Annotated in this window: 21 protein-coding genes; 16 read left to right on the top strand and 5 right to left on the bottom strand. The window is 68.2% G+C overall.

Features of this window, described 5'->3' with window-relative positions; translation table 11 throughout:
* Positions 1–2 precede the first annotated feature (2 nt).
* On the bottom strand, positions 3–1,058 hold the full coding sequence (locus ACFYO1_RS03960) for an amidohydrolase family protein (RefSeq protein WP_387226924.1): 1,056 nt from the start codon (positions 1,056–1,058) through the stop codon (positions 3–5).
* Between the two features lie 113 nt (positions 1,059–1,171).
* On the opposite strand from ACFYO1_RS03960, the gene ACFYO1_RS03965 reads away from it, so the two are divergent.
* On the top strand, positions 1,172–1,747 hold the full coding sequence (locus tag ACFYO1_RS03965; RefSeq protein WP_387226926.1) for a TetR/AcrR family transcriptional regulator: 576 nt from the start codon (positions 1,172–1,174) through the stop codon (positions 1,745–1,747).
* A 41-nt stretch (positions 1,748–1,788) separates the two neighbouring features.
* On the opposite strand, the gene ACFYO1_RS03970 is transcribed toward ACFYO1_RS03965, so the two are convergent.
* On the bottom strand, positions 1,789–2,301 hold the full coding sequence (locus ACFYO1_RS03970; RefSeq protein ID WP_387226928.1) for a DUF664 domain-containing protein: 513 nt from the start codon (positions 2,299–2,301) through the stop codon (positions 1,789–1,791).
* Between the two features lie 601 nt (positions 2,302–2,902).
* Between ACFYO1_RS03970 and ACFYO1_RS03975 the strand changes: the two genes are divergently transcribed.
* Complete coding sequence (locus ACFYO1_RS03975; protein WP_387226930.1) at positions 2,903–4,174, top strand: lipase family protein; 1,272 nt, start codon at positions 2,903–2,905, stop codon at positions 4,172–4,174.
* Positions 4,175–4,239: 65 nt separating this feature from the next.
* Here the strand turns inward: ACFYO1_RS03975 and ACFYO1_RS03980 are convergent, their stop codons facing one another.
* Positions 4,240–4,956, bottom strand: a complete 717-nt coding sequence (locus ACFYO1_RS03980; protein ID WP_387226931.1) for a DsbA family oxidoreductase — start codon at positions 4,954–4,956, stop codon at positions 4,240–4,242.
* Between the two features lie 140 nt (positions 4,957–5,096).
* On the opposite strand from ACFYO1_RS03980, the gene ACFYO1_RS03985 reads away from it, so the two are divergent.
* The gene (locus ACFYO1_RS03985) at positions 5,097–6,095 is read left to right on the top strand and encodes a diiron oxygenase (RefSeq protein WP_387226932.1); all 999 of its coding nucleotides are present in this window, start codon (positions 5,097–5,099) and stop codon (positions 6,093–6,095) included.
* A gap of 18 nt (positions 6,096–6,113) precedes the next feature.
* Here the strand turns inward: ACFYO1_RS03985 and ACFYO1_RS03990 are convergent, their stop codons facing one another.
* Positions 6,114–7,418: a class I SAM-dependent methyltransferase gene (locus tag ACFYO1_RS03990; RefSeq protein ID WP_387226934.1), complete on the bottom strand. Its 1,305-nt coding sequence runs from the start codon at positions 7,416–7,418 to the stop codon at positions 6,114–6,116.
* 199 nt (positions 7,419–7,617) lie between these two features.
* Between ACFYO1_RS03990 and ACFYO1_RS03995 the strand changes: the two genes are divergently transcribed.
* Positions 7,618–7,839, top strand: a complete 222-nt coding sequence (locus ACFYO1_RS03995) for a hypothetical protein (protein WP_387226936.1) — start codon at positions 7,618–7,620, stop codon at positions 7,837–7,839.
* 82 nt (positions 7,840–7,921) lie between these two features.
* Positions 7,922–8,947, top strand: coding sequence for an ArsR/SmtB family transcription factor (locus tag ACFYO1_RS04000; RefSeq protein WP_387226938.1), 1,026 nt, complete (start codon positions 7,922–7,924; stop codon positions 8,945–8,947).
* A gap of 24 nt (positions 8,948–8,971) precedes the next feature.
* On the opposite strand, the gene ACFYO1_RS04005 is transcribed toward ACFYO1_RS04000, so the two are convergent.
* The gene (locus ACFYO1_RS04005) at positions 8,972–9,976 is read right to left on the bottom strand and encodes a LacI family DNA-binding transcriptional regulator (protein ID WP_387226939.1); all 1,005 of its coding nucleotides are present in this window, start codon (positions 9,974–9,976) and stop codon (positions 8,972–8,974) included.
* A gap of 138 nt (positions 9,977–10,114) precedes the next feature.
* Between ACFYO1_RS04005 and ACFYO1_RS04010 the strand changes: the two genes are divergently transcribed.
* The 11 genes from ACFYO1_RS04010 to ACFYO1_RS04060 all read left to right on the top strand — a co-directional run bounded on the left by ACFYO1_RS04010 (position 10,115) and on the right by ACFYO1_RS04060 (position 17,939).
* Complete coding sequence (locus tag ACFYO1_RS04010) at positions 10,115–11,131, top strand: substrate-binding domain-containing protein (RefSeq protein WP_387226941.1); 1,017 nt, start codon at positions 10,115–10,117, stop codon at positions 11,129–11,131.
* Positions 11,128–12,102: an ABC transporter permease gene (locus ACFYO1_RS04015; protein WP_387226942.1), complete on the top strand. Its 975-nt coding sequence runs from the start codon at positions 11,128–11,130 to the stop codon at positions 12,100–12,102. The genes ACFYO1_RS04010 and ACFYO1_RS04015 overlap by 4 nt, the downstream gene beginning before the upstream one ends.
* Before the next feature lie 7 nt (positions 12,103–12,109).
* The gene (locus tag ACFYO1_RS04020; protein ID WP_387226944.1) at positions 12,110–12,895 is read left to right on the top strand and encodes an ATP-binding cassette domain-containing protein; all 786 of its coding nucleotides are present in this window, start codon (positions 12,110–12,112) and stop codon (positions 12,893–12,895) included.
* Entirely contained in the window at positions 12,892–13,824 is a 933-nt protein-coding gene (locus ACFYO1_RS04025; protein ID WP_387226946.1) for a ribokinase, read from the top strand. Before ACFYO1_RS04020 ends, ACFYO1_RS04025 begins: the two co-directional genes overlap by 4 nt.
* Before the next feature lie 12 nt (positions 13,825–13,836).
* The gene (gene rbsD / locus ACFYO1_RS04030; protein ID WP_387226947.1) at positions 13,837–14,226 is read left to right on the top strand and encodes a D-ribose pyranase; all 390 of its coding nucleotides are present in this window, start codon (positions 13,837–13,839) and stop codon (positions 14,224–14,226) included.
* A gap of 93 nt (positions 14,227–14,319) precedes the next feature.
* The gene (locus ACFYO1_RS04035) at positions 14,320–15,399 is read left to right on the top strand and encodes a hypothetical protein (protein ID WP_387226949.1); all 1,080 of its coding nucleotides are present in this window, start codon (positions 14,320–14,322) and stop codon (positions 15,397–15,399) included.
* Positions 15,400–15,467: 68 nt separating this feature from the next.
* Positions 15,468–16,400 (top strand): DMT family transporter, encoded by a 933-nt coding sequence (locus ACFYO1_RS04040; RefSeq protein WP_387226951.1) that lies wholly within the window; start codon positions 15,468–15,470, stop codon positions 16,398–16,400.
* 21 nt (positions 16,401–16,421) lie between these two features.
* Positions 16,422–16,649 (top strand): hypothetical protein, encoded by a 228-nt coding sequence (locus ACFYO1_RS04045; RefSeq protein ID WP_387226953.1) that lies wholly within the window; start codon positions 16,422–16,424, stop codon positions 16,647–16,649.
* A gap of 3 nt (positions 16,650–16,652) precedes the next feature.
* A complete protein-coding gene (locus ACFYO1_RS04050) occupies positions 16,653–16,808 on the top strand; it encodes a hypothetical protein (protein ID WP_387226954.1) in 156 nt (51 codons plus the stop codon).
* Positions 16,809–16,835: 27 nt separating this feature from the next.
* On the top strand, positions 16,836–17,471 hold the full coding sequence (locus ACFYO1_RS04055) for a vancomycin high temperature exclusion protein (protein ID WP_387226956.1): 636 nt from the start codon (positions 16,836–16,838) through the stop codon (positions 17,469–17,471).
* Positions 17,472–17,486: 15 nt separating this feature from the next.
* Positions 17,487–17,939, top strand: a complete 453-nt coding sequence (locus tag ACFYO1_RS04060; RefSeq protein ID WP_387226958.1) for an SRPBCC family protein — start codon at positions 17,487–17,489, stop codon at positions 17,937–17,939.
* The last annotated feature ends 7 nt before the right edge of the window (positions 17,940–17,946 follow it).

Genomic DNA, 17,946 nt, shown 5'->3' on the forward strand with positions numbered 1-17,946 from the left:
AGTCACAGCCGATACGTTCGGCGGGCAGTTTCCGAAAACATCGAGGCCAGGTCGGTTTCGGAGGCGCCGGCGACGAGCCGCTTGAAGGTGTTCCACAGCGTCGCGTACCCGGTGCCCATTTTGTCCACCGGAAAGTTGCTCTCGAACATGCATCGCTGCGGTCCGAACGCGTCGACGCAGGTTTCGAACCAGGGAAGCCACAGGGCGGCAAGCTCTTCCGAGTTCGGCGGGGCCGGTGCGGTCCGATAGTCGAAGGCGGCGGCGGTGGCCAGGATGCCGCCGAGCTTGCAGACGACGTTCGGCCGCTGCGCCACTTCGCGGATGCCCCGCGCCCAGGTCGCGAAGTGCGCGGCCCGGTCGGTGGCGTACGGTCCGAAGCCGAGCGGCGCACCGCAGTGGTTGAGCACCAGCCGCGACTCGGGGAGCGCGTCGGCCAACTCGGCGGCGTCGGCGAGTTGCGGGGCCAGGATCCACAGGTCGAGGCTCAGGTCGCGGTCGGCGACGACGCGCACGCAGTCGCGGATGGCCGGTTCGGCGAGCATGTGCGGACGGTTGTCCGGATGGCTGAGCGCGAGCTGCGGGCTCGCGTCCCAGCTCGCCCCGAACCGTAGTCCGCGAAAGCGTCCCTGACCGGCGGCGATATGGTGCTCGATGACGTTGTCGACGATCGCGGCGCCGAGGCCGAAGTCGGCCCGTCCGATGATCCCGGCCGCCACCCGGGTCCGGCCGCCCGCCGCATCGCCGACCGCGGCCAAATTCGCCACGAACTCGGTCTCGCCGACCGGTCGCAACTCCGTCGGCCCATCGGTGCGATAGGCCGACATCGCCTCGGCGTGCACGGTCGCGATCACGTTGTGCCCGCTGCCCGTGTCCGCCTCGAATTCCTCTAGGAGATAACGGAATCCGGGGTGGTACCAGAGGTGGTGGTGCGGATCGATGATCGGTAGCTCGGGCAGCAGGATCTGCTCGCGCGGCTGTCCCGCGAGCCAGGCCTCGTCCGGCGGGAAGATCCGACCGAACTCGGTCGGGCGCGCGGCCTGGGAAACCGACGCATTCATGGTGGAGGTCTCCCCTCGGTCGTAGCTACTGGCTTATTTAACAAGTATCTACGCTAATTTACCTAGGACTATTAGGCAAATGAGTTAACGTGGCAGGAACGAAGGAGGGCGACATGGCGCGCGCGAGGATGACCGACGAGAGCTTGATCCAGGCGGCAGCGGAACTGGCCGACGACATCGGCTTCGACAACGTGACCGTCTCGGCGCTGGCTCGCCGGATCGGCGTCAAGGACGCGAGCCTCTACTCCCGCCTGGAAAACGCTCGCGACCTGCGGGTGAAAATCGCGGTGCTAGCCCTGGCCGAACTGGCCGACAAGGTTGCCGACGCGCTGGCCGGACGTGCGGGCAAGGACGCCCTGGTGGCCTTCGCCAACGCCTACCGCGACTACGCCAGGCAGCACCCCGGCCGCTACGCCGCCGCCCAACTGGACCTCGACCCCGCCACCGCGGCGGCCAGTGCGGCGATGCGGCACTCGGAGATGACCCGGGCCATTCTGCGCGGCTACGACCTCGCCGAGCCCGACCAGACCGACGCGATCCGCCTCCTGCACGGCACCTTCTACGGCTATGTCACGCTGGAAAATACCGGCAGATACGACACGCACCCGCGCAACGTCGAGGACTCCTGGCGCAGAACCCTGGACGCCCTCGACGCCGTCCTGAAGAACTGGCCGCCGGCCTCTCGCTAGGCCGGGCGCAGCGCTGCCAGAACCGGCGCAGGGCGGTGGGTTTACCTGCGGCGCAACAGAACTCCGCGAATGAAGGCGGCCTGGCCGGAGTGCTGGATGTCGTCGTCGACGACGCTGATCAGCCGGACGGCGAGGGTGACCGGCGGATCCCATCGGGTGTCGACGACGCGGGGGAGATCGGCGTCGGTGAGGCCGGAAACGTACTCGATCGTCTGCTCGTGCACCGCGTCGTAGTAACCGAGGAGCAGATCCGCCGACACCTCACCCAGTCGCGCGACCTCGTCCGGGTTGTCGCCGTAACCGGTGGCGGTGTCGTCGAACGGCAGGCCGAACCGCTCGGCCCAGCCTGCCGCGGTCCACACCTGTTCGGTGCCCGCGACGTCGGCGACGTGGTCGTCTTGCACCCGGGTCAGATGCCAGATCAGCCAGGCGATGGAGTTGGCGCCCGGGTCCAGCTGGACGGCCAGTTCGTCGCGGGTGAGGCCGGCCACGGCGCCGTGCACGTTCTCCTGTACGCGGCCGAAGGCATCGATCAACAACTCAGCGCTGGTCATGCTCGGGTGCAATCGTGGGATGGGCGTTCATTATTCCCGTCCCGTGGCGCGCCGCCGCAGAGCGCGGGTCCGGCGGCGGACCGCCGCGCCGTGACCCACGCGCAGTGAATTCCGCCGGAGCGTCTCGTTAGTGGCGCGTGAATTCTTCGCGTCGGATGATTCTCGGATAGACCGTTCCGGCCCTCGCCATTACGCTGTCCGGACGACGGCAACGGGATAGTCGACTCGGGAGTGCGCTACGTCAGGATAATCATAGGTAATCCATGGAAGTGCTTTTAAGTAGAACTGAAAAGCAATTCAAGGCCGAACTGAAAAGTGTCCACGGAATCATATCGGCACCATGGTGGGCAGGCCTTCCTCGGCACTGGACGGCACTGAAACGGCCTGGCCAGCAAGATTTTTGACCCAGACGGCAGCTTGGATGGGCGGCGCTCGCCATTGCCGGCGCGGCACTGTAAGCCCAGCTTCTAATTCGTATCCAGCCCGGCATGTAATCTGCGACACTTTCGCACCGGCACGCCCACGACAAATGGCGTATCGATGACTATTGTCGTTTCGCGCACGTGAAATGCAGTTCACCGGATCACCTGAAATTCTCGCGATGCAGTGGAGGTATAGCCCAGTGGGTAGACGACTTTTTCGGTTGGCAACCGGTGGCACGAAACTGAGACCGATCCTCGCGGCGTTCGGCGCGCTGACGGTCAGCGCGGTCCTGGTCGCCTCGGGCGCGGCCACCGCGAACGCCCAGCCGATCTGGCCGAACCCGGACCCGGACCCGTTCTACGCCGCGCCGGCCGACATCGGCAGCAAGGCCAACGGTGACGTGCTGGACAGCCGTCCGATGCCGCCGCTGTTCTACTTCCCCAACGCCTCGGTCACCCTGATCAAGTTCCGCTCGACCAACTCCCAGGGCCAGCCGATCGCGGCGACCACCACCGTGCTGACCCCGAACGGTCACCGCGCCGACGCGCCGCTGCTGTCGTTTCAGCACATCATCAACGGGCTCGGCACCCAGTGCGCGATCTCGCATGGGCTCTACGCGAACGACACGAACTTCATCGTCCCGTTCGCGCCGGCGCTGAACATCGCGCTGCTGCGCGGCTGGTCGGTCGCCCTGCCCGATCACCTCGGCCCGAACAGCGCGTACGGCGCGGCGAAATTGGGCGGCAAGATCACCCTCGACGGCGTCCGTGCCGCACAGCGACTTTCGCGGCTCGGTCTCGGCAAGAGCCCGGTCGCGCTGGCCGGCTATTCCGGTGGCGGCATGGCGACCGCCTGGGCCGCCGCACTCGCGCCGAAGTACGCGCCGGAGGTGAACCTCGTCGGCGCCGCCGAGGGCGGTGTCCCGATGAACCTGCAGACGATGGGCTGGGCCATCGGGCACAACCAGCACCCGGCGTTCGGCCTCGCCTTCGCCGCCGTGCTCGGCTTGGAGCGGGAATATCCGGACCGGCTGCCGATCACCGATGCGCTGAGCCAGCGCGGGCTCGCTGCCGCCAGGGACATCGCCAACAGCTGCACCAATGACCTGATCGCGCGGGGCGCCGGGCACGCCTTCGACGACTACGCGAAAGACAATGTGATGGCGCACGATCCGAAGGCCTGGGAGGTGGCCGACGAGAACAGCGTCGAGCTGTACGACGGTGTGCCCGATGTGCCGATCTTCGAATGGCATTCCCCGCAGGACAATCTGATCCCGCTGGACGCGATCACGAACACGGTCAACCGGTATTGCCGTGCTGGCGTGCGGGTCGAATCCGAACTCTTCCCCTCGCCGGATCACCTGACCACCGCCGTCGTCGGCTTTCCCTCGATGCTGAACTGGCTCGACGGTCGCTACAGCGGCAAGCCCGCCCCGAGTAACTGCGCCTAGCCGGACCACGAATCGGCCCATGATCGGTAGCTACCGATCATGGGCCGATTCGCTTGTTCGGTAGGTCAATCGCGAGCCGGCAGCTCGCATCCGTCCGGGCCGCACGCGTCCGCGCCGCCGACCGTCGGTATAACCGGTCGCTCGCCCCATGCTTGGTCGAGCGCCTGGGCGAATACCGCGACCGGCTGCGCGCCGGAGACACCGTACTTGCGGTCGATCACGAAGAACGGAACGCCGGTCGCTCCGAGCTGCGCCGCTTCCCGCTCGTCGGCGCGCACCGCGTCGGCGTAGGCCTCGGGATCGCCGAGCACCGCGCGCACGCTCGACTCGTCGAGTCCCGCGCCGGCCGCGAGCCGGACCAACCGCTCCCGATCGCCGAACAGCGACTCCTGCTCCGCGAAGTTCCCGCGATAGAGCGCGTCCAGCAGCTCCTCCTGCTTGCCCTGCGCCAACGCGAAGTGCAGCAGCCGGTGCATGTCGAAGGAGCTGCCGTAGTCGCGCCCCTCGGTCACATACGGCAGCCCGAGCTCGGCCGCCTGCGCCCCGATGCCGCGCTCGTTGGCGGCGGCCTGCGCCTCGCTGATCCCGTACTTCTGCGCGATCTTCGTGATCACCGGCCCGGACTCGTCGGCGGCCAGGCTCGGATCCAGCTCGAAGGACCGATGCACCACCTCGACCTCGTCACCGTGTGCGAACTCCGCCAGCGCCTGCCCGAACCGCTCCTTGCCCAGGTAGCAGAACGGACAGTTGATATCGGTCCAAATCTCGACCCGCACGTTCATCCTCAGTCTCGTCTCGGCCCCTGTTCAGGCAACAGCCGAGCTATCGGATCTGTTCCGCGCCGAGGTCTAGATCTGAGTGAGACAGACTGTTACTGTAAACATGTGTCACATTAACCTCGACTGGATATGAGGTAGACGTCATGGCTACAAAGTCGGCAACGGCGCCGTCTCGGACCGCGGCGCAGAGCGCGTACGCGGGCATCCTGACGACGCTCTCCGAAGGGTCGGTGAACAAACACTTCGACCCCTACACCGAAATCGACTGGGACGCGCCGGAATGGGCGGTGGTGCCGAACGATCCGCGCTGGATCCTGCCCGCGGACAGCGATCCGCTCGGCGCGCATCCCTGGTATCTGGCGCAGTCCGAAGCGCGCCGGATCGAGATCGGCATGTGGCGGCAGGCCAACGTCGCGAAGGTCGGCCTGCAATTCGAAGAAGTGCTGATCGGCGGCGTGATGAACTATCTGTTCGCCGTGGTGCCGAACGGATCCGGTGAGTTCCGCTACCTCAATCACGAGGTCGCCGAAGAGGTCAACCACACCCTGATGTTCCAGGAGATGGTGAACCGGATCGGCCTGGACGTGCCCGGCATGAGCCGGTTCATGAAGGCAGTCGGCCCGCTGGTGCCGCTGCTCGGCCGGTTCTTCCCGACCACCTTCTTCGTCGCCGTGCTCGCGGGCGAGGAGCCGATCGATCACGTGCAGAAGTCGGTGTTGCGCGCGGGCGAGAACGTGCACCCGATCATGCGCGACGTGATGCGGATCCACATCGCCGAGGAGGCGCGCCACATCGCCTTCGCGCACGAGTACCTGCGGCAGCGGGTGCCGAAGCTGGGGTTCGTGCAGCGCGGCACGTTGTCGCTGGCCTATCCGATCATCATGTTCATCGCCTGTGACCTGATCGTGAAACCGCCGCGCTCGCTGTTCCGCGAGTTCGACATTCCGCTCGGGATTCGCCGGGAGTTGTTCTGGCGCAGCGCCGAAGCGCGTGCGCGTCGCCGCGACTTCTTCGGTGAGGCGCGCATGCTCGCCGCCGACATCGGGCTGATGAACCCGGTGGCGAAGCTGACCTGGCGGCTGCTGCGGATCGACGGCGGGAAGTCCAGGTACCGCGGCGAACCGGTGCGCAGCCGGTCCTGAATTCGGCCGGCCCGGCGCTCATAGCCATGCGCGCCGGGTTCCCGGCATTCCGGTGTGCCCCTGTGCGTCCGGCACCACGCCGAGCACCTGATGCAGTCCGAGCCCACCGTCCTCGAAGCCCAGGGCCGAGGCGGCCATATATAGTCGCCAGACCCGGGCCCGCCCTTCGCTCGTTAGCGAAACCGCTTCGGCCCAAGCACTTTCGAGATTCGCGACCCACGCGCGCAAGGTCAGCGCGTAGTGCTCGCGCAGCGCCTCGACATCGCGCACCTCGAAGCCGGCCCGCTGCATCGCCAGCACGACCTCGCCGACGTCGACCAGTTCGCCGTCCGGGAAGACGTAGCGGCCGACGAACGAGCGAGCGCCCATCACGGACCCGCCCGCGGAGGAGATCGCGTGGTTGAGTAGCCGGCCCTCGGGGCGCAGCAGCGCGCGCAGGGTCTCGAAGTACGCCGCGGCCCGCTTGGTGCCGACGTGCTCGAACATGCCGATCGAGGAGATGGCGTCGAACTGCTCGCCGCGCAGGTCGCGATAGTCGGACAGCCTGATCTCGACGTTATCGGACAGCCCCGCCGCGGCGACCCGCTCGCGCGCCAGTTCGATCTGCGCGTTGCTGATCGTCACGCCGACCACCTGCACGCCGTAGGTCGCGGCCGCGTGGATGGCCATGGATCCCCAGCCACAGCCGACGTCGAGCAGGCGCATCCCGGGGCGCAGGTCGAGCTTGCGGCAGATCAGATCGTGCTTGGCCCGCTGTGCGTCCGCCAGGGACACGGTCGCGTTCGGGCCGGCCTGCCCGTCGTCCTGCTCGGCGACGAACCGCGCGCAGGAGTACGTCATGCTCGGCCCGAGCACCAGCCGATAGAAGTCGTTTCCCACGTCGTAGTGATGACTGATCGCCGCCGCGTCCCGGCGCTTGGTGTGCAGCGGTCCGCGTCGCGGCCGCGCCTCCTCCGGCGGCGGCGCGGGCCGCTGCCCGAGCGCGCCGAGTTCCCTGGCCGCGAGGATGGCCTTGCGTGCCGCGTCGAGGCCAAGTTTCGCGTCGCTGGGCGCTGTCGTCGCCAGCGATCGGAGAATGCTGAAGATGTCGCCGTCCAGGTCCACCGCGCCGGAGACGAACGCCCGGCCGATCCCGAGTTCGCCTGGCGCCCAGACCATATGGCGCAGAGCGTCCTTGGAGCGGATGCGGATGGTCCCCGCGCATGGTCCCTCGGGTTCGATGGTGCTGCCGTCCCAGAACTCGAACCGCACGGCCAGATGCGCTCCGAGTGCGGCCTCCGCCAGCGGTTCGAACACCGCCGCGACCGTCCTCTTGTTGCCCATCACTCCACTATGGCCCGCGCTGCCCGCCGACTTCGGCAACCGACCGGCGGCAATCGCGTGTCGTTGCGGTGGTCAGCGGGCCTGCCGGCCGCTCGCCGATGGGTATGGATTGCTCGGTGTTTCGGCCTGAGCCGAATCATGGTGACCTTGCTACCTCCTCGTTCATAGGCTCTGAACAGTGACAACGAGGAGTTGGAAGATGATGGAAAACAGTGCGGTACAGGCCGATGGCGGCGTCGTACCGATGGTGATCCGGCTGGCCGACAGCTGGGTCGCGGAATGGAAACGGGGCAGGCAGCGGTTGGCACCGATGTGGTCGCGGCGCGACGAGCTGGCGGCGAAGGAGTCTCCGGCGAGGGCCGACGACCTTTTGCTGGGACTGGATCCGCTCATCGCGGTACGGTGGCGAGGTTCTTGGTGATCGGAGGTGCCGTCTTGCGGTATCGGGGTAGGGCAGTGGCGGACGGGCATGGCCGGTCCGCGGTCAGGCGAGGTAGCCGCGGATGAAGCGGATCTATTGCACGCCGGACGATCTGCTGCGCATCCGCGTCGGCGCCCCGCTCGGCGCCATCGCCGAGACCATGCTGGCCACCCGGGTGGTGCAGCGTAGGAACGTCGCCGGTTTCGCGGGCTGGCGCAGCCAGGTGCGCGGCGCGATGCCGGCCAACTTCGGTGTGCTGGCCGACATCTTGCCCGCCGACGATTCGTTTCTCGATCTGATCACGCCGACCAGGGGCGCCCGGTCGATCTCCGCGGGCATCGAGGCGTTGCATCTGGCCTCCCGCGACGAACTGCGGATGGAGGTGGACAGCGTTATCCGCAGCCGGGCGCGGGAAGGCCAAGCGCCCCTTCCGGCTTGGACGGCCGAGCTGTCGGATCGCGACGGCACCGCGCGCCGCACGGTCGCCGACGCGGTCGAGGCGTTCCATTCGGTGGCGTTCGCCGGACGCTGGGCCCACATCCAGTCCTATCTCGAGCAGACCGCCGAGCGGATGGCGCACACGCTCGCCACCGAAGGCGTGGAACGGCTGTTCGCCGACCTGCACCCCTACCTGAGCTGGCGCGCACCGGTGCTCGAGCTGCACCGCCAGCACGATTGCACCCACGACGAGCACCTCGACGGCCGCGGGCTGATCATCATCCCGTCCCTGTTCGCCTGGCCCCAGCCACTCACGCTGATGTCCCTGGTGGACAAGGACGCGCCGATGACGGTGATCGTCCCGGCCCTGCGCGACATCAACGATTTCACCGCCGCGTGGGGTCCACGCGCGCCCAACGAGGCCCTGACCGCGCTGCTCGGCCGCACCCGCGCGGCCGCGCTCCAGGTGATCGCGGAGGGGTGCAGCACCACCGAACTCGCTCGGCGGCTGGGGATTTCGCCCGCGACGGCGAGCGAGCACGCGTCGATCCTGCGCGAGTCCGGACTCGTGCACAGCTGGCGGCACCGCAATGCCATGCGCCACGAGGTGACCACGCTCGGCGCGGCGCTGCTGGACGGCAACCTCGGCAGCAACGTCCGCATCGCGTAAATGCTTGCCGGGCAGCGGTATAACTCAGAATTCGTCCGCACAGCCGCAGGAACCGCGCGTTTTCAGCTCCGCGCCCAAACTGACCACGCCGGGCTCGGCCGACCCGGTGTCGATCTGCTTCAGCAATAGTTCCACCGCCAGTTCGCCCATCTTGCGGGTCGGCTGGACCATGGTCGTCAAACCAGGCCTGGTGTAGCGGGAGTATTCGATGCCGTCGAAGCCGACGATCGCGAGATCGCCGGGGACGCGCAGGTTCGCGTCGTAGGCCGCGCGCAGCATGCCCATCGCCTGAAGGTCGCTGGTCACGAACACGGCGGTGGGCAGGGTCGGGCCGCTCATCAGCTCGCCGAGGGCGTGGTAGCCCGCTGCTCCGCCGAATTCGCCTCGTACGATGACACTTTCGGGCAATCCGGCCTCGCGCAGCGCCTGCCGATAACCCGCCACCCGCTCGTCGGCGGTCGAGACATGCGGTCCGCTGAGGCAGGCGATATCGCGGTGTCCGTGGGAGATCAAGTGCTGCACGGCGATTCGCGCCCCGGCGAGCGAATCGCACATGACGTGCGCGCAGCGCGCCGGATCGATGATCCGGTCCACCGCCACCAACGCCATGTCCGCCGCGGCGCAGGCGTCGGCGATGCCCGACTCCCAGGACGAAGAAATCGCCAGCAGCCCTTCGACCCGGCGATCGATGAACGCACTCACATACGCGCGCTCCCTGGCCTCGTCGCCCGCGGCATTCCCGACGATCAGCGGGAAGCCGCGCGCGAACGCGGCCGCCTCGATCACCGCGGACAGCTCGGCGAAGAACGGATTCGCCCCGTCCGGAATGACCATGCCGAGCGCGTGCCCGCGGTTCATCCGCAGGCTGCGCGCGGACATGTTCGGCCGGTAGCCGAGCTGCTCGATGGCGGCTTCGATGCGGGCTCTGGTCGCGGGGGCGACGCTGCGCGGACCGCCGTTGAGCACGTAGCTCACCAGGGCGGGTGAGGTGCCGGCGAGCCGGGCCACGTCGGCTCGGGTGACTGCCATCGGGTCACTCCTGTCGTGCTGGCAATTCGTGCGAGCTGCCGAAGAACCCTTGACAGTCTCGTGATGCGGGTCACACACTACACATCAACTCGTGTTGTCAACACGAGTTGAACTCGTACAGGATAGGTCGAATACCAGATGAGCACTCGATACCGGATCGGGCTTGTGGCCCTGGCCCTCGTCAGCGCGGCGGCCCTCACCGCCGGATGCGGCCGCGGCGGCGACGCCTCGTCCGACTTCAAAATCGCCGTAGTCACCCGCAACTTCACCAACCCGTATTGGGCGGCGCTGCGCGACGGCGCGCTGGCGGAGGGCAAGCGGCTCGGGGTCGAGGTCGCGGTGCAGGCGGGTCAGTCCGAGACCGACGCGGACGGCGAGAACGCGCAGATCTCCACGCTGGCCGCGCAGGGCTACGACTGCTTCGCCGTGGTGCCGGTGAACGCGACCAACGTGATCACCCCGCTGGTTCCGGTGGCCCGCAAGAACGTGCCGATCCTCAACCTGGACACCCAGATCGACGCGGCCGCCTCCAAGCAGGCCGGGGTCGGCTACGCCAGCTTCATCGGCTCGGACAACCTCGCGGCCGGTCGGATCGCCGGCGAGAAGATGCTCGACGCGCTCGGTGGCAGCGGCAAAGTGATTGTGCTGCAAGGCATTGCCGGTGAGCAGAACGGCATCAACCGGGACAAGGGCTTCACCGACGCGGTCGCGGGCAAGCTGGAGATCGTGCAGCGCGCACCCGCCGACTACGAACAGGACAAGGGCCTCACCGTCACCGAGGCGATCCTGAAGGCGCATCCGGATATCACCGGGATCTTCGCGGCCAACGACACCATGGGGCTCGGCGCCGCGCAGGCGATCAAGAACGCGGGCCGCACCGGGCAGGTCAAGGTGATCTCGGTCGACGGCATCCAGGCCGCGCTGGCCGCGGTCAAGGCGGGCACCCTGCACGGCACCGTCACCCAATACCCCTACGCCGAAGGCGAACTCGCGATCCAAGCCTGCCTGGCCAAGCATCAGGGCAAGCCGATTCCGGACCGGGTGGTCGCGCCGATCGCGTTCATCGGCTCGGACAACGTCGAACAGCAGATCACCGCGTTCCCGCGGCCGATCACCGCGTTCGACAATCCGCTGGCCGGGCTGGTGAACAAGTGAGCGGCATCGCCGAGGTCGCGCGTGCCGCACCGGGACGGCTCGGCGAGCGGCGCATCCCGGCGCGGCTGGCCGACTACGCGGCGCCGATCGCGCTGGTGATCGTGTGGCTCGGGTTCTTCATCGCCACACCGAACTTTCTGACCACCAGCAACATCGACGACCTGCTCGTCGCGTCGACGATCCTGACCGTGCTCGCGCTCGGTCAGCAGTTCGCCGTGGTGGTCGGCGGCATCGACCTGTCGGTCGGCGCGACCCTGCCGTGGTCGGCGGCGCTGCTCGGGTATTTCACCAGCCACGGGTACCCGGTCACGGCCGGCATCGTGGTGGCGATCCTGGGCGGCCTGCTGGTCGGGGTGATCAACGGACTGCTGATCGGGCGCTTCCAGATGACCGACTTCGTGGTCACCCTCGGCTCGCTGAGCGTGCTCAGCGGCTGCACCCTGCTGCTCACCAGCGGCAACAGCGTGGCGGTGAATTCGCCCTTCCTGCAAAGCCTTGCGCTGGACGGCGCCGGACCGCTGCGCTGGTTCTGGCTGCTCGCGCTGGTCGCGGCGCTCGGCGTGGCGGGCATCCTGTTCCGCACCAGGGTCGGCACGCACCTGCTCGCCACCGGCGGCAATATCGACTCGGCCAGGGAGACCGGCATTCCGGTGCGCCGGATCCGGTTGCTCGCCTACAGCGCCTGCGGGCTGCTGTGCGGCGTGGCCGGCGTCATGCTGGTCGCCCGCAACGGCGGCGCCGATCCGTCGCTGCAAACCACCTATCTGCTGAGTTCGATCGCGGCGGTGGTGCTCGGCGGCTCGTCGCTGAGCGGCGGCAAGGCCTCGGTGCTCGGCACCGTGTGCGGTGCGATCCTGTTCACCTCGCTGATCAACGGGTTCACCATTCTCGGCATCTCGCAGTACTACCAGCCGATCGCGGTGGGCGCGGTATTGCTTCTCGCAGCGGCTATTTCGCGATTCCGGAAGTAGGCACGACATGACCGAACCGATGCTTGCGGCGCACGGCCTGACGAAGTCGTTCGACTCCGTCCGCGCCCTCGACGACGTCACCCTGACCATTCCGGCCGGCGAGGTCACCGCGCTCGTCGGGGACAACGGAGCGGGCAAGTCCACCCTGGTGCGCTGCCTGACCGGCGTCCAGCCACCCGATTCCGGGGAGATCCGGTTCCGGGGCGAGCCGGTGCGGCTCGGATCGCCGGAGGATGCCCGGAAGCTGGGCATCGAGACCGTGTATCAGGATCTCGCCCTCATCGACGATCTGACCGTGTGGCAGAACCTTTTCCTGAACCGCGAACTCGTGTATCCGTCCTGGCCGCTGGAGATCGTCAACCGGAAGGCGATGATCAGCCGGAGCGCGGAGATCCTGCGGGATCTCGACGTGGATGTGCCGTCGGTGCGGACCACGGTGCGGCGGATGAGCGGCGGTCAGCGGCAGAGCATCGCCATCGCGCGCGCGGTCGCCTGGGGGAAGTCGATGGTGATCATGGACGAGCCGACGGCGGCGCTGGGCGTGCGCGAGACGGCGGCGGTGGAGAAACTGGTGCGCGGGCTGCGCGACCGCGGGGTCACCGTGTTGATCATCAGTCATGATCTGGCCCAGGTGATGCGGATCTGCGACAACGTGGTGGTGTTGCGGCGCGGGCGTTCGGTGGCCGCGCACCGGGTGGGGGAGATCGACGGAGATCGGTTGGTGGCGTTGATCACCGGAGCCTCGCCGGGCAACCTGGAGGCGGAGTCCGCTGTGCAGCAACAGATCTCGTGACCGGGGTGGTCGTGGTCATCGGATCGATGAACCAAGATGTGGTGTGCGAGGTGGCGAAGCTACCCGGACCGGGGGAGACGGTGCTTGCGGCCGGCTCGCGGACGAATCCGGGCGGCAAGGGGGCCAATCAGGCGGTGGCCGCCGCCAAGGCCGGCGGTTGCGTGGAGTTCGTCGGGCGGGTCGGGCGCGATTCGGCCGCCGCGGCGCTGCGCGACTCGCTGGGTGCTGCGGGCGTGAAAACGGCGGGGCTGCAGGAGGTTCCGGGGGTGCGTACCGGGCGGGCGTACATCACTGTCGCCGGGGGCGAGAACCAGATCGTGGTGGACCCAGGAGCCAATTTCGTCTGGGCCTGCGGCGTCGAATCGGCCGAGTCCGAGTTGCTCGGATCGGCGGATGTCGTTGTCGCGCAGCTCGAGATACCCCGGTCGGTGGTCACCCGGGCGGCGGAGCTGGCGCGCCGGTTCGTGCTCAACGCGGCGCCGGCGGCGCAACTCGACGATGAACTGCTGCGCCGGTGTGATCCGCTCGTGGTGAACGAGTACGAGCTGGCCGCGATCAGCGGCGCCCCGACCGGGAGCCGGGCGCAAGCGGCGCAGGCCGCACGCGTGCTGTGCCTGCGTGGCGCACCGTCGGTCGTCGTCACGCTGGGTGCGGCCGGTTCGGTCCTGGCGCGGAGCACGCCGGATTCCGTCGAGATCACCTATCAAGCCGCGCCGCAGGTCGACTCGGTGGATTCGACCGGGGCGGGCGACGCGTATGTCGGCGCGTTGTCCGCCGCCCTGGCCGACGGCGCCGACCTGCCCGCGGCGGTCGCCTTCGCCACGGCCGCCGCCTCCCTGTCCGTTCGGTCGCCGGGCACCCACGCCGCCTATCCCACCCGGGCGCAGATCGACGCGGCGCTCGCCGCGGTACCGGCCGCGCACAACTAGATTGGAACTTCCTTGCGTACAGGTGGATTGATTCACGCCGAACTCATGTCGGCCCTCGTCGGGCTCCGCCACACCGACACCTTCGCGGTCAGCGACTCGGGACTGCCGGTACCGCCTGCGGTTCCGGTGATCGATCTCGGAATCAGTTACGGCATGCCGCGATTCGCGCCGGTGGTCGAGCTGATCCTCGACGAGATCGCCGTCGAGGCGGCCTGGGGCAGCGCCGACGTGGTCACGGCCAACCCGGAGGCGGCCGACCTGCTGACGAATCGGTGGCAGGCCGAGCTGCTCGACCACGAAGAGTTCAAGCGGCGCATCGGGCAGTGCCGCTTCGTCGTGCGCACCGGCGAGGCCCGCCCCTACGCCAACGTGCTGTTCCGCGCCGGAGTGCCGTGGTTGTAGTGCGTCGATCGGCCGCCATGACCCGGGATCATCGGACAGACTCGTTCTGACGGCTCGCGCACAGGACGGCAGAGCCGGTAGGGGAGGCCCAAGATGATCCGACGCCGACTGATTCCGTTCGTCGCCTGCGCGGCCGTGGCGATCCTGCCGGGCGCCACCGGCTGCACGGACACACCGCCGGGTGTCATCGAACCGCGCACCGCGACCGATATTTTCGCGTACGCGACCGGCACCGAGCTGATCGTCGCCGACGGCACCACCACGGTGTCGCGCACGCCGGGCGCCTTCGACACGACGCGCGATATCGGCCTCACCGAGGACGCGAAATTCGCCTTCTGGAAGGAGGATTCGCGCACCGGTGCCGGATCTGTCGTGGCGGCGGTGTCCACCGGGACACCCGCGGCCCCGATCCGCGTGCCCTGTGGCTGTCGTCAGGTTCTCCGGTTCAGCGGCAGCACCCTGGTGTGGCTGCAAGCGCCCGGCACCGTGATGCGCATGGATCTCGCTGCGGCAGAGCCGAAGCCGACCGTGTGGCGCACCATCAGCCCGGCGCCGTCGGCGCAGCAGCACATAGATCTGCTGGCGGTCGACCAGGATCGGCTGCTGCTGAACCGGTATGACGTAGAGCAGCAGTACGACTCGATCAAGAGCCAGCTCTTCACCCTCGAGGCCGACGGCCGAACCCGGACGCGCGGACCGCTTTCCGACCTCAAGGCGTATTTCTACAGCGGCGCGTTCAGCCCCGACGGTCAGTCGGCCGCGCTGTCCCAGTACGCGGTCCCCAGCAGCTATGTCCGGGATATGGCGTGCAGCCAGGCCGTCGTCTTCTTCCTCGACCTGGCCTCGGGCGCACTGCAACCAACCGTTCCCGCACCCGAGAACTGTTCCAGCGCATTGAAACTACGCTGGGACACGCCGGACGGCCCGACCATCGCGGTGGATCGGTGGCCCGCGTTCGGCAAGCCGGCCGACGCGCAGACCACCCGCTGGCAGAGCAGGCAACGCGCCTGGTCGCCACTCGACCCCCCGATCGCGGACCGCGCCCAGACCACGGCGGGCGCGACCGTCGAGCTCACCAAGCCGGGCAGTGCCGGCTTCTACGACGTCTACTTCGTCAAGAACGGCGAGCGCGCCAAGGTCGCCGAGGGGGTTTATTCCATCGCGGTCCCGTGACCAGTACAACAGACGCCATGGCCGAAAAGCGCGTGAGTTCGCGGGGCAGGTCATCTAGCGTTCGATCAATGGAGCAAGTCGTTCGCTCGGGCGATCGGAAGGCCGTCCTCGCGGCCGCGGTCACCGTGGTGCTGTGGGCCTCGGCCTTTGTGTTCATTCGTGCTGCGGGAGAAGACTTTTCGCCGGGCGCACTGGCGTTGGGCCGGCTGCTGACTGGAGCCATCGCGCTGGTGATCATCCTGGTCATCCGGGGTGAGGGGATGCCCGCCCGCGGCGCGTGGCCGGGGATTCTCGTGTCCGGCGTGCTCTGGTTCGGGGTGTACATGGTCGCGTTGAACTGGGGCGAACAGCACGTCGACGCGGGTACCGCGGCGATGGTGATCAACATCGGCCCCATCCTGATCGCGGTGCTGAGCGGACTGGTGCTGCGGGAAGGGTTTCCGGCGCGGCTGATGGCGGGGATCGTGGTGGCGTTCGCCGGCGCGATCGTGGTCGGGCTGTCGAATTCGAGCGGCGGCAGCGCCGCGGTGCTGGGCGTCGTCCTGTGCCTGACCGCGGCGCTGGCCTGGGCGGTGGCGGTCGTCGCGCAGAAGCCCGCGCTGGTGCACGCCTCGGCGTTGCAGGTGACCACCGGTGGATGCGTCATCGGCACCATCGCCTGCCTGCCGTTCGCGGGCCAACTGTTCAGCGAGGCCGCCCGCGCGCCGCTGTCCGCGACGGCGAGCGTGGTTTACCTGGGCGTGTTCCCCACCGCCTTGGCCTTCACCACCTGGGCTTACGCGCTCTCCCGCACCACCGCGGGAAAGATGGGCGTGACCACCTACGCCGTTCCCGCCCTGGTGATTCTGCTCGCGTGGATCGCGCTCGACGAGGTACCCGGACCGCTGGCCGTGCTCGGCGGCCTGCTGTGCCTGTCCGGTGTGGCGATCACCAGGTCCAGGACGGACAAGCCGATCGAGCCCGAAGACGCGGTGACACAAGAGGTTTCGACTCCGAAGTAAGCGCCACACCAGAGCCGGCACATGCGGTCAGTGGCGGCCGAGCACGGCGTGCGGCCGGTACGGACCGACGAGCAGATGCCTACGTCCACGCCGGCCAGCAGCGCGCCCGGGTTGGTGAACGCCGGCAACGCGGCGCCGAAGCAGAACGGAGTCGAGACCACCGCGCCGATCAGCATCACGACGCCGATCTGGTCGGTGCCGGAGATCCCGGTGCCGGTTTTGGCGATCCGGTGGCCGAGGATCACGTAGAGCATGAACAGCGCGCAGCCGATCAGCGCGAAGGCGAATCCGAGCCCCTCGATCGGCGAGCTGGAGGAACTGCTCGACGGCTTCCTCGGGTTCGGCCGGACGACCACCTGCATCGTCGTGTCCGAGCCGCTCCCGGTTCCGCTGCCGGACAAGCGCTAGTCTGCATCGACGGGGAAAGGGGTTGCCGTGGCGGATGATCGGAAGCCGGCGAACGGTGCGAGGAAGCGCTGGGTGCGCCGGGTGCTCGGGGTGACCGTGGTCGCCGCGACCGGGCTGGCGCTGGTCGTCGTCGGGGCGAACGGCCGGCTGTGGCTGGTGTCGTCCGGTCATCGGTTCGAGGCGGCCGACGCACCCACGGTTCCGGTCGTGATCGTGCCCGGGGCGAAGGTCGGTCCGGACGGAGCGCCGATGGCGTATCTGCGTGGGCGGCTCGATGTCGCGATCGAGTTGTTGCGGGCCGGGAAGGTCGGCGAGGTTCTGGTGTCCGGTGACGCGGCGGGTACCTCCGGCGACGAGATCGCTTCGATGACAAAGTATCTCGCCGATCACGGAATCGATCCGGCGCTCGTCCGGGCCGATGGCGAAGGTCTGTCCACCCGCGCCACCTGCGAACGTGCGAAACGGTTGTTCGGGATCGATCGCGCGATCATCGTCACCCAGTACCAGCATGTGCCGAGGGCCGTCGCGCTCTGCCGCGCCGAAGGCATCGATGCGGACGGCGTCACCGCTTACTGTGAGTGCCGACGAATGACCGTGATCCGCAACAACATTCGTGAATGGCTCGCCGCACCCAAAGCCGTCGCCGCCCTGCTCGGACGCTGACCCGCCGTGCGTCCCGTGGTGGTAACCGTAAGCACCGCTATTTCGGCTACGCCGCAACGTATCTGGGACCTACTCACCGACTGGGAGAACCAGGGGGAGTGGATGCGCGAAGCCACCGATTTCGAGGTGGTCTCCGCTCAACGTTCCGGTGCCGGCACGATCGTGGCGACCACCGTCCGAATCGGCGGAATCGCCACCCGAGACCGCATCCGCGTCGACGGGTGGCAACCCCCGATCGGATCGAACCCCGCCCACCTCGGCATAGTGCACCTGGGCTGGGTCAAGGGCCGCGGCGACATCCGCCTGACAAACCAATCCGACGGACGTATCCGCCTCGACTGGACTGAACGACTGCAACCGCCCCTCGGCCTCCCCGGCGCGCTCGGAATGCGCCTATTCGCACCGCTGTTCGCCCGCACCTTCCGCCGAGACCTCACCCTCCTGCAAACCCTCGCCGAGCGCGGCTGACCCGGGC

Source organism: Nocardia sp. NPDC006044 (genome assembly GCF_042871115.1).
Lineage (GTDB): Bacteria > Actinomycetota > Actinomycetes > Mycobacteriales > Mycobacteriaceae > Nocardia.

Bases quoted from the DNA above. Each gene is read 5' to 3' on its own strand.
- ACFYO1_RS03960 (WP_387226924.1), bottom strand. From the start codon at position 1,058: ATGAATGCGTCGGTTTCCCAGGCCGCGCGCCCGACCGAGTTCGGTCGG.
- ACFYO1_RS03965 (WP_387226926.1), top strand. From the start codon at position 1,172: ATGGCGCGCGCGAGGATGACCGACGAGAGCTTGATCCAGGCGGCAGCG.
- ACFYO1_RS03970 (WP_387226928.1), bottom strand. From the start codon at position 2,301: ATGACCAGCGCTGAGTTGTTGATCGATGCCTTCGGCCGCGTACAGGAG.
- ACFYO1_RS03975 (WP_387226930.1), top strand. From the start codon at position 2,903: ATGCAGTGGAGGTATAGCCCAGTGGGTAGACGACTTTTTCGGTTGGCA.
- ACFYO1_RS03980 (WP_387226931.1), bottom strand. From the start codon at position 4,956: ATGAACGTGCGGGTCGAGATTTGGACCGATATCAACTGTCCGTTCTGC.
- ACFYO1_RS03985 (WP_387226932.1), top strand. From the start codon at position 5,097: ATGGCTACAAAGTCGGCAACGGCGCCGTCTCGGACCGCGGCGCAGAGC.
- ACFYO1_RS03990 (WP_387226934.1), bottom strand. From the start codon at position 7,418: ATGGGCAACAAGAGGACGGTCGCGGCGGTGTTCGAACCGCTGGCGGAG.
- ACFYO1_RS03995 (WP_387226936.1), top strand. From the start codon at position 7,618: ATGATGGAAAACAGTGCGGTACAGGCCGATGGCGGCGTCGTACCGATG.
- ACFYO1_RS04000 (WP_387226938.1), top strand. From the start codon at position 7,922: ATGAAGCGGATCTATTGCACGCCGGACGATCTGCTGCGCATCCGCGTC.
- ACFYO1_RS04005 (WP_387226939.1), bottom strand. From the start codon at position 9,976: ATGGCAGTCACCCGAGCCGACGTGGCCCGGCTCGCCGGCACCTCACCC.
- ACFYO1_RS04010 (WP_387226941.1), top strand. From the start codon at position 10,115: ATGAGCACTCGATACCGGATCGGGCTTGTGGCCCTGGCCCTCGTCAGC.
- ACFYO1_RS04020 (WP_387226944.1), top strand. From the start codon at position 12,110: ATGACCGAACCGATGCTTGCGGCGCACGGCCTGACGAAGTCGTTCGAC.
- ACFYO1_RS04035 (WP_387226949.1), top strand. From the start codon at position 14,320: ATGATCCGACGCCGACTGATTCCGTTCGTCGCCTGCGCGGCCGTGGCG.
- ACFYO1_RS04040 (WP_387226951.1), top strand. From the start codon at position 15,468: ATGGAGCAAGTCGTTCGCTCGGGCGATCGGAAGGCCGTCCTCGCGGCC.
- ACFYO1_RS04045 (WP_387226953.1), top strand. From the start codon at position 16,422: ATGCGGTCAGTGGCGGCCGAGCACGGCGTGCGGCCGGTACGGACCGAC.
- ACFYO1_RS04050 (WP_387226954.1), top strand. From the start codon at position 16,653: ATGAACAGCGCGCAGCCGATCAGCGCGAAGGCGAATCCGAGCCCCTCG.